We start from the raw sequence: 17,409 nt of genomic DNA, 5'->3' as shown, positions 1-17,409 counted from the left end.
AAAAATGGCGATCGCCTAGGCTTGCAATTCTTCTAGGCGGGCTAAAACTTCTTCACTGTGGGTGGCGGGTCTGACGCCGAGAAATCTTTCCCGCAACATACCCTCGGGATCGATGACGTAGGTATGCCGCAGGGCCATGCCACTCAGCCAAGAGCCATAGGCTTTAATCACCGCCCCATCGGAGTCTGCCAAGAGGGGAAACTTAAGTCCCTCCGCATCACAAAAAGCTTCATGGGAATCTAAATCGTCCACACTCACACCAATTACCTGGGCATTGAGGGCTTGGTATTTGGGCAAATCCCGCTGGAAACGTTGGGCTTCCAAAGTACAGCCGGGGGTGAAGTCCTGGGGGTAAAAATACAGCACTACCCATTGACCCCGATAATCAGCCAAATTAATTTCCCCTTCGCCAGTGGTGCTGGGCAGGGTGAACAGGGGCGCAGGTTGGTCTAGTGCGGGTTGGGTGCCCCCCAGGGCATAGGCGGGGAAATCGGCCAATCCTAGCCATAAACCTAGGGTTAAGAGTAGGGCAATAACTGTTTTTGGCCAGGAAAATTTTTTGCTTGTCATAGGGGATATTTTGAAGTTGCGACACCGAGTTGCCGGTGAACATAAATGGGTTTACCTGCCATTGTTCCACAGCTTTTTTCTGGCAGCAGAGCTCCGCCGACATCAACCAATCACCTAGGGTTTGTGACCTACTCCACTGTGACGGATTTGGCCAAATTACGGGGTTGATCCACGTCTAAGCCCCGGCGGGCAGCAATGTGGTAGGCCAAAAGTTGTAGGGGAATAACAGCCACAATGGGTGAGAGCATTTCCTCTACGTGGGGCACCAACAATAAATCATCGAACACAGAACGGGCTTGGTTGTCGTCCATGGGGGTGACTCCGATTAACCTGGCATCCCTGGCTTTGGCCTCCTGGGCATTGGAAATTACTTTGTCATGGACTGACCCCGGCATGGCGATCGCCACCACTGGGACTTTGGCATCCAAAAGGGCAATGGGGCCGTGTTTCATTTCCCCCGCAGGATAACCTTCCGCATGGATATAACTAATTTCCTTCAGCTTGAGGGCTCCTTCCAAGGCAATGGGAAAGTTAATGCCCCGCCCTAAGAAAATAAAGTCCTGGGTTTCGGCAAATTCATGGGCTAGGGCTTCAATGGCACTACCCTGTTGTTCCAAAATAGTTTCAATCTGGGCGGGCAATTGTCGCAGACCCACCATAATGTGTTCTATGGCCTCCAGGCTCAGACTGTGCCGCTGAAAAGCGATGTCCAGAGCGAGGAAGTAGAATGCCAACACCTGGGCCACGAAAGTTTTGGTGGCAGCCACTCCAATTTCAATGCCAGCATGGGTATTGATAATTTCATTAACCATAGTGGCCAGGGTACTTTCGGGACGGTTGGTAATCCCCAAAATTAAAGGTTTATAGTCGTCTTCCAAAGTGAGGCGCCGCTGTTTTTCCATTTCCAGGGCCGCCAAAGTATCCGCTGTTTCACCCGACTGAGTCACGCCAATGGTGAGAGTATGGGGCGTTAGGGGAGGGGCCGCATAGCGAAATTCCGAAGCGTAATGCACTGTGGTGGGAATACCGGCCAATTGTTCTAGTAAATATTTCCCCACCAGGCCTGCATGCCAGCTGGTGCCACAGGCCAAAATTTGAATATGTTGTAGATTTTTGGTCAACTGGGGATCTAGGCCCAGGAATACGGGACTATGGCTGGGATGGTCGGCGGCCCGCCATTGTTCGTTCAGATAAGTTGCCAAGCAAGTGCGGACAACGGCCGGTTGCTCGTAGATTTCCTTGAGCATAAAGTGCCGAAAGCCCTGTTTTTCAACGGTGGTGGCACTCCAGTCTAGGGTACGGGGCAGTTTCCGCAGTCTTTTGAGTTGGAAATCATAAACTTCTACCCCCAGGGGCGTTAACCTGGCAATTTCCCCATTCTCCAACGACAGCACTGTATTGGTGTGGGGCACTAGGGCAGTCACATCGGACGCACAAAAAAATTCCCCCTGGCCAAATCCCAAAATTAAGGGGGCTTGCTGTCGGGCCACAATTAACTGTTCCGGGCAATGGGCATCCAACACGGCGATCGCAAAGGCTCCCTCTAACTGGTGTACCGCCTTGCCAATGGCTTCTAGCAGGGCTTTGTCTGGGTCATCGCCGGGCAAATCCTTGAGAATATCGGCGATTAAAATCGGAATGACCTCAGTGTCAGTTTCCGAATAAAACTGATAACCCTTTTCCTTTAACTGATCCCTCAGGGTTTGGTAATTTTCGATGATGCCATTTTGCACAACGGCGATGCGTTGCTGGTTATCCAAGTGGGGGTGGGCATTATGCTCCTCGGGTTTACCGTGGGTGGCCCAACGGGTATGTCCAATGCCAAGGCGGGAAAAGTTGCTGTGGTTTTCTAGCTTCTCCTTGAGGTTAAATAGTTTGCCCTTAGCCCGCACCGACTCAATTTTTTCTTCGGTGACCGTAGCAATGCCAGCGGAGTCATAACCTCTATATTCCAAGCGTTCTAGCCCTTCAATGAGGATATTTACCGCCGTTTGGGTGCCGATGTAACCAACAATGCCACACATGGAGATTCCCCAATGATAGTGAAAATGATCAAATTGCCCTCCAGTTTAGCTTTTTCCCTCTGCCCAATGACAAATCTGTCCCACTCTATGGAAGTTGGCTTACCACAGCAATGCGCTCTTGCATAATGACTTAGAACATTAGCGGACCATGCTCCCAACATCGACATCAGATGGGATTGTATTGATTGCTGGCCCATGGCACGGACCACGGCCCAAATTCCGATGGGTTAGGGAGTTAACTTTTTAACTTCGGCAAGGGTGGGCAAGCATTAATTCCGAGCAAGGCCAAAGATTTATTTTGTTAATGAAAGATAATCGAATCTTATATCAATCTAGCATTTACATTGCCAATAATTATAGATAAACTTAGAGACAGTTCATAAAAACGTAGTTATTGCCATGTCTTACCTGACTATCACCCCGGTTAAAGCTCCTCAACCCGCAACAATATTGGCAGATAATGTTAATGTTTCAGCCACGACATTGGACAACCGTCTTAAAGCCGCTTTAGAACATGCTCGCCGCATCACTGAAATATACGGCTTGGGTAGTCTAGATGCGGTGCTTGCTTGGGAAACCGTTGAAGAATTGCAACAGGTTGACAAATCTCTGCCCAAAAACACGCCACACAATTCCTTTACCCACTACTGCACCGAAAATCCCAGTGCTCTTGAAGCACGAATCTATGACGTCTAAAGATGGGCAATTTCCTAGGGATGAGGGGTTTGATCACAAACAGAAACAATGTTTCACTCAATTTGAAATTATTCTCGCCCCAATTCTTAGAGGTACTTCAGGAAGGCGTTAATTGGCAGGTGCAAGTTTTACGCACAAACCATCTTGTGTAAGCTAAAGTGTGGGTTTGTTAACCATGACCTACGCCTACAAGCTGAAACCAACTCCACAACAGGTGCTGGACATAGAGGAAAGCTTAAATATCTGTCGCAAGGTGTGGAGCTATGCCCTGCAAGAACGTAAAGATTGGTGTGCTTCTCGTAGGTCTCCAGTTAATGCTTGCTCGATTCGAGGGAAATACATTCTCTCTGCGGACGAAGCCTTTCCTGATTACCACGTTCAAGCAAAACGCTTAACAGAGGCAAGAAAACACATTCCTGAATTAGCCAACACCCATTCCCAAATACTTCAACAAACCTTGAGGAAGTTGGATAGGGCTTGGGATGATATGCACAAAAGAGGTTTTGGTTTGCCTCGATTCAAAAAGCGTCATAATCTTCGCTCTTTTATTTTCCCTTAATTAGGTAAAAATCCTGTGGATGCGGTGGGGGTCAAACTGCCCAAAATTGGCAAAGTGGTTTGGCACTATACCCGTTCTATTCCAGAGGGGTTTGTAGTAAAACAGGCGAGGGTAGTCCGAAAAGCATCGAGCTATGAAGCAGAAAGCCTAGATTGTGAAGTCTAGGAATCTCCCGGCTTTAGCCGGGTTGGAGGATGTCAACTAGCTGGGATGTAGGCCATCCACTCCTATTCCTAAGACCTGTCCATAGGAGCCCATGGGAGAAAACAGCCCAGTCTCCGGTGTTTCCAGGTTCAAACCGTAGGCTGAAGCCGCAGTGCCGCTGCCTAGTCCGACAATGCGTACATTATCAATGTTGCCGTCTTCAAGGCTATTACTAACAGTGGCCCGAAACCTTAAATTGAAACTATTACTGAGAGGCAGAGCCAGGGAAACATCTTGCCAACTATTTTCCGGGTCCACATTACCCGATAAACGTTTGACCTCTGTCCAGTTACTGCCATTAAAAAGGTCTAGGGCAATGTATTCGCCATAGTCCCAATTTCCCTCGATGAACCAGGAAAAAGTGAGGACAGCACTACTATAATCGGCTAAATTGAGTGGTCTAGCCATAGTCAGAGTGGCATTATTAGCTAGTCCATCTACCTCTGCTGAATGAGATCCATCCCGGGCCCGTTGGGTAGAGCGAAACCAATCATTCTGATTATCCTCAACCCAGTTCCCATTCCATTCCGACAATTCAAAGCTGTCGTAGAACAGTAGATTTTCTGCCGGCTTATCTTGAACTGTGATGGTTGTGGTGTCCGTCGAGGAAGCGCCATCGGCATCGGTAACTTGAAGACCAATGGTATAGATGCCAGGCTGAGTTGGAATAAAAGTTGTGTCAACACCAGTCCCATCATCGTAGTGGCCATCGGCATCCAAATCCCAGGCATAGGTCATAATGTCATTCCCTGGATCGGTGGAATTTGCACCAGAGAGGACAAAGGGAACGTTGATAAAACCTGTCTGGGAAATACCCGCGTTGGCGATCGGGGCAACGTTGTTGACAGTAATTATCTGGCTGGCCTTTGCTGTCCCCCCAAGATTATCTGTAACTTGTAATCCAACGGTAGCAATGCCACTATTAGATGTTGCGAAGTTAACACTGGGGCCTGTTGCGTCGTCATATTGACCGTCACCATCAAAATCCCAGTCATAGCGAGTAATTGATCCATCACTATCGGTGGAGTTAGCCCCCGACAAGACTAGAATTGCCCCTTCATTAACCGAGGTATTGCCAGTAATAAAAGCTTGGGGAAAGGTATTTTGCTCAGCAGGCAGGGCAGTAATTTTAACGTTATCGACGTTACCGTCTTCGTTACTACTACTGACACTAGCCCGGAAGCGGAACTGGAAGTTACTTAAGATTGGTACATTAATGGAAACATCCTGCCAAACATTCTCCGGACTGATATTGCCGGCTAAACGTTGTTGTTCTTGCCAGCTACTGCCATTCCAAAAATCAAGGGCAATGTATTCGCCACTATCCCAGTTACTTTCGATGAACCAAGAGAACGAGAGGGTGGCGCTGCTGTAGGCAGTGAGGTTAAGGGGTTGGGCAATAGTTAGGGTCGCATTATTCGCCGTCCCATCCACTTCTGCAGAACGGGAACCATCCCGGGCCCTTTGGGTAGAACGAAACCAATCATTTTGACTATCTTCGATCCATAGACCGTTCCACTCCGAGACTTCAAAGCTATCGGAAAAAATGGTTACTGGAGTGGGTTCATTATCGTTATTGACTAGGACAACATCATCAGGATTCAAACCATTGTACTTGCCGTCAATGCTGGATGCCGTACCTGTCACAATGGAGTAGGACACATTACCATCAGTTTGCCCATCGTTAACACCGGTTACCGTTACAATCTGGGAAATATTCCAATTAACACTGGTAAAAACGAGGGAAGAAGCACTAACTACACCTTCTGAAATATCGCTAGAGCTAATGGGTAAAGTAACATCGGCGGTTGGTTTAGACTTGAGGTGGACGGCAAAGGTCACTGTTCCGCCATCTTCAGTGGTGTTATTGGCGCTGGGACTGCTAATCCAAATACCAGCAGTGTCATTGTCCTGATTGGTAATGGTTACGTTGGCTGCATCCAGTCCACCATAATCGGGGTCAGTGGAGCTAGCGGGAGCTAGAACAATAGTGTAAGAAACGTTGTCGTCGTCTACACTGTCATCTACTCCCGTAATCGTAACAGTCTGGGGAACATTCCAGTTCGCACTTGTGAATGTAAGTGCGTTTACATTAACTATTCCCTCGTTAGTATTGCTACTACTAACTCCAATGGTGACATTAGCGGAGGGCTGGGTCGCCAAAACTACGGTAAAGCTTGCCTGTGTTCCAGCTTCCGTTGTCGTCAAACCCGATGTCGGTGAAACAAGAATTGCCGGACTGGTAGTGGGCTGAACAACGCTTCCTGTAATTAAATATTGGCCGAGACTAGCGTATTCGGTATATCCAGAGGGGGGATTGGCGAAAGGATTACCAACACCGACTCCATCAATTGACAAATAATAGGTGCCGGCCGTAGTAATCGTATAGTTTAGACTTGCGGTCAGTAAATCTGAAGGATTATTTTGGACAAGCAAATTACCAGAAGCGTCGAACAATTTGGCAAAAATATCTAAATTTGGCCCCCGAGGAGTTAGATATTCTGTCGTGTAGCTGCCATCCCCATTGGCGACATAAGCGCGAGAGGCGTTGTTGATATTGAAATTAATGTTTCCAACCCCAGTGACAAACTTAAACCAATCGATATCGCTTGTGCGTTCAATAATTCCGAAAGTACTAATATTGCTGCCGGTTAACTCAAAGGCAGAAGCCAAGGTGTTGCCGTAATCATCGACTCGGTAGCTAAAGCCATTGCTGGTGATGATAGCGAGATCGTCTTCTGTATTGTTAGCGCCTATGTATTCACCCTTGCTCCATTGGGTAACATTCTCATCGGCGTTGATAAAAGGCGCACCCATAATCGTGCCCCAGCTCGTTGCGCCGGAACCATGTCCTTCATAATAGCTAGAATTGCTACCATAGCTACCTCCGTCATGGCGGAGATTTAGGGTATGGCCTACTTCGTGGCTAACGGTTTCCGCACCGGCATATTCTCCTTGGTTAAAAACCAGCGCCACTTCATCTGTAGCCCAGTTGAAACTGTTGTAGTAGGCTGTGCCTCCGCCTCCTGCATTGGTAATGGCTTTTCCCGTGACAAGGTTTAAATTACTGGTCATGGCAACACGAATGCCCCAACGTTGATCTCCACTACCGGACTTTTTCAAATCTTCTGTATTGGGTTCTTCGGTGGTGACATTAACATTAAAGGGCGCGAAATCTTCTGCAACCCGTTGCCATATTTTCTGGATTTCTTCTTTATTGGCATCGGTAAATGTGCTTCCACTGTAGTAAGGCTGAAGCTGGAGGGCTCCTCCGTTTTCCCACTGGGAACTGGCGATAAAATAACCATCGAAATCTAGATAGATTGTGTGATTGGCAAAAGGATTACTGTGGAGTTTAAAAGTTTTATCAAAGGCTATGGGCGGGATTGACGCTGTGCCATCTTGGTAACCAACTGGAGCTTGGGTGATCAACATTGCACAGGCTGGACAGGCACAAGAAGCCGAGGAATTGGCCAAAAGGTGGGATGGGTTTGATGATTCTCCTAACCATCCGTCCCGATTGAGCAAAGAGATTGCCGCAAGCTCGAATTCCCCGTTGATCCCATTTTCTTCGGATAAGAGGGGACTGGGCTCGTTAAATGGCTGAACATCTGGCAATGGGACCAAATGAAAAATAGAGTTTTCATTAGACAAATTTACAAGCGCAACTGTCAGATCTAGGGGAAATATTGGTCCAACCCAAGCCAGAAAATTTCTAAGATTTCCTTCATTCCAATTGGAGATGGCGATCGGAGAGGCAACGACCTCGGCGGCGACTAATTGGCTCTGATTCTGTTCCAGAATTGTCTGTCCAAACCCTAAGTCCAGAAAAGATCTCAGGGTGGTGGAGAGGGGAGACATAACGATTTCAGATGTGGCTACCCGGTTCTCCTTTGGCCATAAAAACCTCAGCCCAAACTCCAAGTCTAGAAACGATTGCAGGGGATCGGAGAGGGAGTCCATGGTGTCAACCTCGCGGTAACAGTTAGGGGTTCATTGCTTGTCGGATAGCTAAATTTAGACAATCAAAGCTTTTTAATATTTGCTTTTTGATACTGACATCAAAATTTAGCATATTTAATATGCATTTAATATAAAAAAATTAAATCTTGCTCAACAAGCGAAGAAACACTGTATGCGGGGAGCTATGGAAACATATTGGACAAAAAGTTCAGTAGATCCACTAGTTTATCTAAAGCGAGAGCTTGCCGCTAAAACCAATCGGCTAAATAGTTTTATTACACCAACCAATTAACTCTGCATAGTTGGAGTGGTCGATGCCATTAATAAAGTCGATAACCAAATTTGGAAACCTAAGGACAATGGGAGCTGATCCTATGAGCCCCGCTTAGATCAGCCCATCACAAGGACTTCGGAGTCAAACTATTAAATAGACCCAACACTTGTCCCATAAGGGCTCCAGCAATTTTAAGACTCTTTTTAAAAATGGGTCCTGAGTTACCGACTCATTGGAAGTTAATCCAAAAGACTACAGCGCCTAATATTGTCCCCCCGATTTACGATGCCGCATGGCAGTGATGCCGTTGGGTTGTAAGACCTGTCCGGCTTGAACCGTTGCATAAATCAGAACATGATCGCCTATATCTGACCAGGATTGGACTCGGCATTCAAGATAAGCCAACGCTTCTGCTAAAATCAGACAACCATTTTGGGCCGAATAATGTTCCACTGTGCTGAAGGGATTATCATCACCATCTTTAGGGAGAGGCCGGGGAACAAAATGGCGCCGTACACTCCGTCCCTCTTGCAAGAGGTTAAGTACAAAGGCAGTATTTTGCTGGGCTAGACCGTAGGCATCACATTGGGTTGGAATTGTTAGCATAATGCCGGCGGGGGTGAAGCTGGCTTGGGAAACCCAGGAGGTCAAAATACCTCGATGTCTGCCGTTAGATTGGGTTGTGACCACACCAATGGAGCCGATAATACGTCCCACCGCTTGCTGAGTGCGATCGGCTTGGGTTTCGGTGGTAGCCTGACGAGCAACCCTCTGCCGCTTCCTGGTACGCAGTTGCCGGGCGAAATTTGCGCCGGAGGTTGTGCAATTATCTAAGGCATCGGGCCCAGGGCTGAATTGGATGCGAATCGTTTCAAACCCGAAGCGATAGCCCCCATCTTTTAACTTGGTTTCAATCAAGTCAATGGCTTCACCACTCCAGCCATAGGAACCAAAGACCCCAGCTAATTTGGTTTTGGTTGCGGAGGATAAAACAATGCCCAATGCAGTTTGGATTTGTACAGGGGCATGGCTTCCTAGGGTAGGAGAACCAATAATAAACCCGTCACAGGCTTGAATTGCTTCGGCAATTTCGTCGGTTTCGGCGATTTCACAGTTAATGGTTTCGACGGCGACACAGGCTTTAATTAATCCCTTGGCGATCGCCTGGGCCATGGTGGCGGTATTGCCATAGGCAGAAGCATAGATCAATGCCACTTTAAGGGTCTGGCGGGGTTGTTGCTGACACCATTGGCGATAATCACCGTACAGACGACTGAGGCTAAAACGCACCAGGGGGCCATGGCCCGGCGCGATCGTCTTCAGAGTTAACGAATCAAATTGATCCAATGCCGTTTCGACCTGCTTGGTTTGGGGGGCATGCAAACAATCAAAATAAAAACGGCGATCGCCACTTAATTGTCGCCAGTCCTCATCAAAAATTGCATCGCCACAAACATGGGTGCCAAACAACTTATCACTGAAAAGGATTTGGGTAGCCAAATCGTAGGTACACAAACCGTCCGGCCAACGGGGAGTCGGCACAGTCATTAACTGCAGTTCATGGCCCTGGCCTAAATCTAGGGTGTCCTGGGACCGCACGGTCTGGAATCGCTCTTCCCAATGGGGAAAGGTGGCTTTAAGCACTTTCACTGCGGGGCGGGAACAAACAAGTTTGGCCTTTGGTGCCAGGCGCATTAGTTCCTCCAGGGTAACCATGCGATTGGGATTAACATGACTAGTGATGATGTAGTCAAGCTGGGCTAAATCTAAGTATTTTGGCAATTCCGATAGATATAAATCACAAAATGACTCCCCTGGGGGATCAATCAGTGCCGTGTAATCGGCCTGAATCAGATAGGAATTAGACGTAGTACCCCGACGGCGACCATATTCCACCTCAAATTTGAGTCGATCCCAGAGGCGAGACCGCAATACTTGGGTTTGGGGGGCTATCTCTGCCACCTGCATATCCCGAGGCAGGGAAGCAACGGCAATTGAATCTGAAGAAGTATCCAAAGCTTGTGAGAGACCGCTAATTGGAGAAATCATAGTTTTAACTTCAAATAAAGATGACGGGGGCCAAGGATGGTCAAGATAGTTAAATTGATGAAGAAGCCTTACCGGACTTGCGGACTTGATGACGGCGAGAGATTTCCCGTTCAGGATCGACCCCCTCAAACGTGGGGGGTAACCAAACCCTTACTACGAGCAAAGCACCAAGAATGAGCAGAAACGAACAAGCTGCTAGCACTTGCTCCCAGGGCACTTCCAGAACGCCCCGCACAATAATTTCCCGTAGCACTGAAACAATTGAAACTTCTACTGCAACTCCGATCGAAACCCGGTGTTCCTGCAGATAAATAATCAGCAACCGAAATAGCTCCACTAAAATCAGCAGGAATAGAATGTCGGCGGTGACCCGGGGAAAGTCTAGTGGCGGAAAAAGAGACACAAACATTTCCCGCAACTGCATCACCATAAAACTGAACAGGCCAACGCAAAGTGAAATCACAATAAAGTCCTGCACCGTTTCCAGCAGACGAACAACAAGGGCGCGACTGAAATAGAGGAGAGTGGGCTTTGCGTCCGAATCCGAATTGGTTGAGAGGAGTTGCATGAGAAAATCCCAGGTAGAAGGTGAATTTAGTAGTGGTTGCCCAGTTTGCGGTGGTGGGTGGCAGTTAGTGCATTCAATTTGGCGACCCGCCCGGTTTGTACGGTACTGTAGACCAACCAATGGTCATTGCCATCAAGACGGGAGGTAACCTCACATTCCAGATAGGCTAGGGTTTCCAACAAAATCGGAGAACCATTCTGGGCTGGATAGGTGTTAACTTCAGCAAATCGATCAGCCCCTGGGGGAAAACGCAGCAGGAAATGGCGCATCAGGCTTTGATAGTTGTCCTCCTCCAGCACATTAAGTACAAAGGTGTCACCGGGATGGAGCAATGATTCGATTGCCCGGTCCTTGGCCACTGCAATCACAATGCCGAGGGGTTCAAAGCTGCCTTGAATCACCCAGGAAGCCAGCATGGCACTTCTTACATCCCCCTTTTGGGCCGTCAGAATATAGAGTCCAGTGCTAAGGCGACCGATCGCCTGGTTGAGTTCTGGATCGAGGGCTGTGTCTGCTGGTGGAGATTGACTCTGGGTGAGGAACTGGCCCAGGTCGGTGCCCGCTTCACGACAAAGCTGGTCCGTGGCCGCCGTCGGTTCCGTCTTGAGTAAAATTGGTTCAAAGGCTTCTAGCAAACCTAATTCCTGGAAGCGATTGCGGAGGGGATAAATGGGCTCATCCTGCCCCCCCCCGGTTTCAAAGAGACCAATCACCTGTTTGGGGTGTACCGCAGCTAAAATGGTGCCCAGCAAAGGATCTAGGGTTGTTGAAGTAGAAGATTGGGGAGGCATACCCAGCACCAGTCCTGCTGCGCATTGGGCCAGGGTGCGGACTTCATGGGTATCCGCCACGCTTAGATCGACCAACTCAATCGCCACACCGGTTTTACTAATGCCATCGGCAATGGCCCGCACTAGGCGATCGCTGACCCCATAGCCATCCAGATAAAACAGGGCCACAAAAGTTTGAGCCTTGACCTGATTTTGACTCCAGGTATCGTACTGTCCGATCCAGTGGGAAATATGATGTTGCAACAGTGGCCCATGGCCCGTTGCCACTAGATCAAATTGCAAGGGCGCAATGCGCTTCAAAGCCATTAACACTGAGCGGGCATTCGGCCCCATCAGGCAGTTGTAATAATATTGGAAATCAGGTTCGAGCCGTTCCGGTGTTTCATCCAAAAGTGAATCATCACAATAATGCATGCCGAAAACGTCACAGGTATAGAGCACCTGGGTACCGGCGTCATAGGTCAAAATTGTGTCGGGCCAATGCAAGTTGGGTGCGGAAATAAATTGCAACTCATGACCCTGGCCCAAATCCAGACTGTGACCACTTTTAACAATCTGTGACTCAAAAGGTCGGTGCACCAGCTTTTCGAGGAATTGGATGGCCACCTTGGAGCCAACCACCGTCACCTGGGGAGCCAGGTCTAGAAGTTCCGGAATCAGACCGCTGTGGTCGGGTTCCGTGTGATTAACAATCAAGTAGTCGAGGCTTTTCAGGTCAATTAGGTCCTGCAATTCTTGCAAGTAGACGGACTCAAACTTGCGATGGGAAGTATCAATGAGGGCTGTTTTTTCCCCTTGAATTAAAAATGAGTTGTAGGTTGTGCCATGGTGCAACTCAAACTCGATATCAAAGCGATCCCGATCCCAGTCAAGGCAACGAATCGCTGTGGTGTTGGCTGCAATGTCCGCGGTTTGGACTGTTAAGCGGGGCTGGACAGCAGCAGATGTTGGAGAATCAATTAGGGTAACCATAGAAAACTTTGCGGTTTTTCAAGAAAGTTCGCTGCTGTCTTCTATGGTGCTGCCCATACAGGATTCTGTAAAATGTCAATATCTAAATAAAAAAATTAGTTTTTCTTATAACTGCGCTTGCAATCAATCAGTCAATTTAATCTATTTAAGGGCTCTATGGCTTGGGCAAATGTCAGCGACCCCATTCGCATTTGTCCGCCATGTAGTCGCCTGGCAAAGGTTCATAGTATTTGTTTGCAAGGGCAGAAATCAGACAAGGGCCGGCGATCGCCGTCCAGAGAAAATGGACTTCTTGTTCTTGTTGTCGGGGCAGTTTGAGAAAAAATCGCTTAAAATAAGAGTAAGAACGCATCAGTAGTAGGATTATCATCCATGTTATCTTCCCTTGTCCGATGGGGAGGGAGTTGCCTGGTGGTGGCGGGCATTCTTGCCACGGAAGTAGTTGCAGTTAATTTATTTGTTCCCGTTGTGGTCGCCCAGACCTACCAAGATACCCTCAATCGAAAAATGGCCATCCTCAAAAAATCCAAGGAGCGTTGGATTGAAGTTAATCTCTCGACCCAGCGTTTAACAGCTTGGGAGGGGCCAAAACCAGTCTATGCTGTCATTATTTCCACAGGGAAGAAGGACACTCCTACGATCCCTGGTATATTTGCGATTCAAAGCAAACGCAGTATTGATCGCATGAAAGGGGAAGATTACGATATCGATGATGTTCCCTACGCCCAATATTACAGTGGGGGCTATGCAATTCATGGAGCCTACTGGCACAAAAATTTTGGTACACCAGTAAGCCATGGCTGTATTAATTTAGCGGTTGACCATGCCAAGTGGTTATTTGAATGGTCAGAGGTACACACCCCTTTAGTTATTCATCCCTGAGCAGTACCTTAGCCTGGGATTTGTTTGCAAAGCCATCCACTGTCCCCAGGGAAACCAAGGAAGTCAGCCATTGAGGACAGTGAATGGACGATGCTTGATTTGATGACCTAATCTTGCCCACGAACTAGATTTTTCTTGCTAGGATTGGGCTTAAGTGGTTTAGTCCTCCGTTTTGGGGAAGGAATTCTGCCCTCCGCCGACCCAGTGTCCCATTGCATCGGACTTGACTATTTGTCTGCCTCCCTTTGCCCCACCCTGCCTTCCATGAGTCCCCATTTGCTTCGCCTCCGCCCCTTGGCTGCCGCTCTGGTATTTGCTTTCGGTTTGGGGGCTAATCTAAAGCCAGCCCTCAGCGCTCCCAACGTAATCAATCCCGATAGTCCCCCGTTGGCGACTCCAAAGGAGAATGACACTGGTGTGTCCGATAACGTGACCCTCTTGGAAAATAGCCCCAAGGCGGTGGTGGATGAGGTATGGCAGTTAGTTAATCAACAGTTTGTTGATAAGGACTTTAACCATTCCAATTGGTTATCCAAGCGCCAGGAATTATTGGGGCGCAATTATCAGGATAATGCTGAGGCCTACCGACAAATTGGGCGCATATTAAAAGATTTGAATGATCCCTATACCCGTTTTCTTTCCCCGGAGGAATTTGCCATCCTCAGCAGTCAAACGGCGGGGGAAGCTTCCGGTGTGGGGATCCGGGTGTTGATGGATAAACGCAGTAGTGACCTGGTGGTGGTGGATGTGATGCGGGGCACCCCGGCATTGAAAGCAGGTATTCGTCCTGGCGATCGCATTGTCCGCATTAATGGCCAACCGGCGGCCTTGATGTCCTTAGAGCAGGCCACGGAGGCGATCCAGGGGGAGATTGGCAGTGAGTTGAGTTTGCAACTTTCCCGCCCCAAAAGCGGTGTTTTCAGTGTTACCCTCAAACGGGAAAATATCGAAATTGATTCCGTTACCTACAACGTTAAGGAAGAAGGGGAATTGCGGGTAGGTTACATCCGCCTAGATGAATTCAGTTCCCATTCCGCTGAGCAAATGGAAAAGGCGATTACGGAGCTGAACAATAGTCGTATTAGTGGTTACATCTTAGACCTGCGGGGCAACCCTGGGGGCTTGTTGCTTTCTAGTATTGACATTGCCCGCCTCTGGCTCAATCGGGGGGAAATTGTCAGTACCATTGACCGACGGGGCGGCGATCGCCATTTTTCGGCCAACGGCAGGAGCCTAACGGATTTACCCTTGGTGGTGTTGGTCAATGAACGTTCCGCCAGTGCCAGTGAAATCTTGGCGGGGGCATTAAAAGAACAGGGAAGGGCTACTGTAGTGGGTACTGCTACCTACGGGAAAGGTACGGTGCAGTCTGTTAACACCTTGTCCGACGGTTCCGGCTTGGCAGTCACCATTGCCCGCTACTATCCCCCCAGTGGCACAGATATCAACCACAAAGGCATCAGTCCCGACATTCATCTAGACATTTCTAACGATACTAAGCTCCAGTTTCGCAACGACCCAGACTTAATCGCCACGGATGTTGATCCCCAATATCAGCGGGCCATTAGTGTGCTACGTCAACATCGCCATAGCTTAGGTCTACCACCGACCAAGGACCTGGGCATAGGGTTATTGGAACCCAGTCAACTTTAATCGGATTCCACACTAGAAAAGATCTCGCAGGGTTTCCCAACCCAGTCCTTCCCGCACTACCTTTGGTTCTTTGTCGGTGAGATCAATAATGCTGGAGGTTTGATAGCCAGGCTCCTGGTCATCGTCGATGATGATGTCCACTAATTTGTCGAACAGGTCAAATAATTTCGCCTTTTCTGTCATGACAAACTCGTCTTGATCCGGTAGGTGGGCGGAAGTGGAAATAATTGGATTGCCTAAATTTTGCAGAATTTCTTGGCAAATGGGGCGATCGGGCACCCGTATGCCGGTGGTTTTTCGCTTTGGCTCCACCACTAGCTTAGGAACCTGTTTTGTGGCCGGCAGGAGAAAGGTGTAGGGTCCAGGAATCAACCGACGCATAAGGCGATAGGCATTGTCCGACACCACTGCATATTCAGCGATATTAGACAGGGACGAACAGAGAAACGTTAACGGTTTATTATTGGAGAGTTGCTTCAGTTGTCTGACCCGTTGAACGGCATTTTTATCGTTGAGATCACAACCGATGGCATAGACCGTATCGGTGGGGTACAGCATAATTGCCCCCTGGCGCAGACTTTTGCAAATCACCTCAACGGTGCGCTGTTGGGGGGTTTCGGGATGAAGATTGTAGAAGGTGGCCATTGTTTATGGGGTTGATTGCTTATTTTGACTGTCCCACGGGGATTTCCGGTGATATGTGCCTGGGGGCTTTGGTGTCGGCAGGGGTTCCCCTAGAATACCTGATGGAGAAACTGGCCCTGCTGGGTTTGGGCCATGAATATCGCTTGGCAGCGGGCATGGTGCAAAAACAAGGCCAGGCGGCCACCAAAGTGGAAGTGCATCTATTAACAGAGCCGTCTTCCGATCGCCATCACCATGGAGGGCGGCATTTACCGGAAATAGAGCAATTAATCAAAGGGGCCAATTTACCGGCTAGGGTCAGTCGTTGGAGTTTGGCCATTTTCCATCAACTGGCGATCGCCGAGGGGGAAGTACACGGCATTGAGCCGGAGGCAGTACATTTCCATGAAGTGGGGGCCACCGATGCCATTGTTGATATTGTGGGTACCTGTTTGGGGCTAGATTATTTAGGCATTGACAAATGTTATTGGTCCGCTTTGCCCACGGGCAGTGGTACGGTGCGGGCGGCCCATGGTGATTTACCGGTTCCAGTCCCGGCGGTGTTACGACTCTGGGAAAATCGCCAAGTACCAGTTTATGACAATGGTTTGACGGGGGAGTTGGTTACCCCCACCGGAGCGGCGATCGCCGTTACTTTAGCCAACCAATTTGGCACTAAACCCCCATTCAATTTGCAAAAATTAGGACTGGGAGCGGGGAGTAAAGAATTACCGTTGGCCAATATTCTCCGACTCTGGATCGGGACGGAATCCCAAACCGCCAAAACACCGAAGGAAATCCCCTTTGGGCAACTGGAAACTATCACTGTGCTGGAAACCCAATTGGATGATCTCCAACCCCAGGCCGTGGGTTATCTACTGGAAAGTTTGCTCCACCAAGGGGCAATCGATGTTTTCACCCAGGCGATCGCCATGAAGAAATCCCGCCCTGGCATTTTACTCACTGTGCTTTGTGCGCCAGAAAATCAAAATCACTGCCTCAATTTACTCTTCCGGGAAACCACTAGTCTTGGTGTCCGAGTACGCCAACAACAGCGCTATGCCCTGGAACGGGAATGGCAAACTGTGGTTATTGCCCATGGCTCCATCCGCATCAAAGTGGCCTACAGCTATCAAGCCGGTACAAAAATTATTCTCAATGCCCACCCCGAATTTGTCGATTGTGCCGCCCTGGCCAAAGCCACCGGTCAGCCCTGGCAATTAATTCACCAACAGGCGATCGCCGCTTGGTCCAGTCTCAGCAAAGATTCAGCCCAGGGTTGAGGTGACATTAGTTAACAAAAGGCTCAGCGTTGTCGAGCCATGGAATCAAATCGTCAACGGTCAAGTTCAACAGATCGCCCAATGTTGGCACCGCACTTGGCCCTTGGTAAACTATCGTAAGCTGCAACTGGATTGTTCCCTAAACCTCGATATGGTTAGACCCGAAGTGTTATAGCAAAGGACGAGTTAGTTAGGACAGTTCTCTCAACGCTATATCCAATGCAGAAATCAGCGATTCTCCATTACTAACAAGTTGGGAAACATAACGTTTTAGTCTCGCCCAGAACTTCTCAATTT

Annotated in this window: 13 protein-coding genes; 5 read left to right on the top strand and 8 right to left on the bottom strand. The window is 48.7% G+C overall.

Annotation, left to right across the window (positions count from 1 at the left end; translation table 11 throughout):
* Positions 1-15 precede the first annotated feature (15 nt).
* Both IQ217_RS04970 and glmS read right to left on the bottom strand, forming a co-directional pair.
* On the bottom strand, positions 16-570 hold the full coding sequence (locus IQ217_RS04970) for a peroxiredoxin (protein ID WP_194019134.1): 555 nt from the start codon (positions 568-570) through the stop codon (positions 16-18).
* A gap of 128 nt (positions 571-698) precedes the next feature.
* Entirely contained in the window at positions 699-2,594 is a 1,896-nt protein-coding gene (glmS, locus tag IQ217_RS04965) for a glutamine--fructose-6-phosphate transaminase (isomerizing) (protein WP_194019133.1), read from the bottom strand.
* A 399-nt stretch (positions 2,595-2,993) separates the two neighbouring features.
* Here glmS and IQ217_RS04960 point away from each other — a divergent pair, with 399 nt between their 5' ends.
* Entirely contained in the window at positions 2,994-3,290 is a 297-nt protein-coding gene (locus tag IQ217_RS04960) for a Calvin cycle protein CP12 (RefSeq protein WP_194019132.1), read from the top strand.
* 175 nt (positions 3,291-3,465) lie between these two features.
* Positions 3,466-3,849, top strand: coding sequence for a helix-turn-helix domain-containing protein (locus tag IQ217_RS04955; RefSeq protein ID WP_228024116.1), 384 nt, complete (start codon positions 3,466-3,468; stop codon positions 3,847-3,849).
* Positions 3,850-4,050: 201 nt separating this feature from the next.
* On the opposite strand, the gene IQ217_RS04950 is transcribed toward IQ217_RS04955, so the two are convergent.
* From IQ217_RS04950 to IQ217_RS04930, 5 genes are all read right to left on the bottom strand, one after another.
* Positions 4,051-7,488, bottom strand: a complete 3,438-nt coding sequence (locus tag IQ217_RS04950) for a PKD domain-containing protein (RefSeq protein ID WP_194019131.1) — start codon at positions 7,486-7,488, stop codon at positions 4,051-4,053.
* 1,063 nt (positions 7,489-8,551) lie between these two features.
* Positions 8,552-10,339 carry a diflavin flavoprotein gene (locus IQ217_RS04945; protein WP_194019130.1) on the bottom strand — a complete coding sequence of 596 codons (1,788 nt, stop codon included), beginning with the start codon at positions 10,337-10,339 and terminating at the stop codon, positions 8,552-8,554.
* A gap of 49 nt (positions 10,340-10,388) precedes the next feature.
* On the bottom strand, positions 10,389-10,907 hold the full coding sequence (locus IQ217_RS04940) for a phosphate-starvation-inducible PsiE family protein (protein ID WP_190598600.1): 519 nt from the start codon (positions 10,905-10,907) through the stop codon (positions 10,389-10,391).
* A gap of 26 nt (positions 10,908-10,933) precedes the next feature.
* Complete coding sequence (locus IQ217_RS04935) at positions 10,934-12,670, bottom strand: diflavin flavoprotein (RefSeq protein WP_194019129.1); 1,737 nt, start codon at positions 12,668-12,670, stop codon at positions 10,934-10,936.
* A gap of 172 nt (positions 12,671-12,842) precedes the next feature.
* Complete coding sequence (locus IQ217_RS04930; RefSeq protein WP_194019128.1) at positions 12,843-13,022, bottom strand: hypothetical protein; 180 nt, start codon at positions 13,020-13,022, stop codon at positions 12,843-12,845.
* A gap of 20 nt (positions 13,023-13,042) precedes the next feature.
* Here IQ217_RS04930 and IQ217_RS04925 point away from each other — a divergent pair, with 20 nt between their 5' ends.
* Together IQ217_RS04925 and ctpB are read left to right on the top strand one after the other, a co-directional pair.
* Positions 13,043-13,552, top strand: a complete 510-nt coding sequence (locus IQ217_RS04925) for a L,D-transpeptidase (RefSeq protein ID WP_194019127.1) — start codon at positions 13,043-13,045, stop codon at positions 13,550-13,552.
* Between the two features lie 264 nt (positions 13,553-13,816).
* Positions 13,817-15,205 carry a carboxyl-terminal processing protease CtpB gene (ctpB, locus tag IQ217_RS04920; protein WP_190598631.1) on the top strand — a complete coding sequence of 463 codons (1,389 nt, stop codon included), beginning with the start codon at positions 13,817-13,819 and terminating at the stop codon, positions 15,203-15,205.
* A 12-nt stretch (positions 15,206-15,217) separates the two neighbouring features.
* Here ctpB and IQ217_RS04915 read toward each other — a convergent pair whose 3' ends face one another.
* Positions 15,218-15,850 (bottom strand): L-threonylcarbamoyladenylate synthase, encoded by a 633-nt coding sequence (locus IQ217_RS04915; RefSeq protein ID WP_190598596.1) that lies wholly within the window; start codon positions 15,848-15,850, stop codon positions 15,218-15,220.
* A 5-nt stretch (positions 15,851-15,855) separates the two neighbouring features.
* On the opposite strand from IQ217_RS04915, the gene larC reads away from it, so the two are divergent.
* Complete coding sequence (larC, locus tag IQ217_RS04910; RefSeq protein ID WP_194019126.1) at positions 15,856-17,112, top strand: nickel pincer cofactor biosynthesis protein LarC; 1,257 nt, start codon at positions 15,856-15,858, stop codon at positions 17,110-17,112.
* Positions 17,113-17,409: the final 297 nt, after the last annotated feature.

The organism is Synechocystis salina LEGE 00031 (genome assembly GCF_015207985.1).
Lineage (GTDB): Bacteria > Cyanobacteriota > Cyanobacteriia > Cyanobacteriales > Microcystaceae > Synechocystis > Synechocystis salina.
Note: the sequence above shows the minus strand (reverse complement) of the source record. Positions and strands in the feature narration are given on the sequence as shown.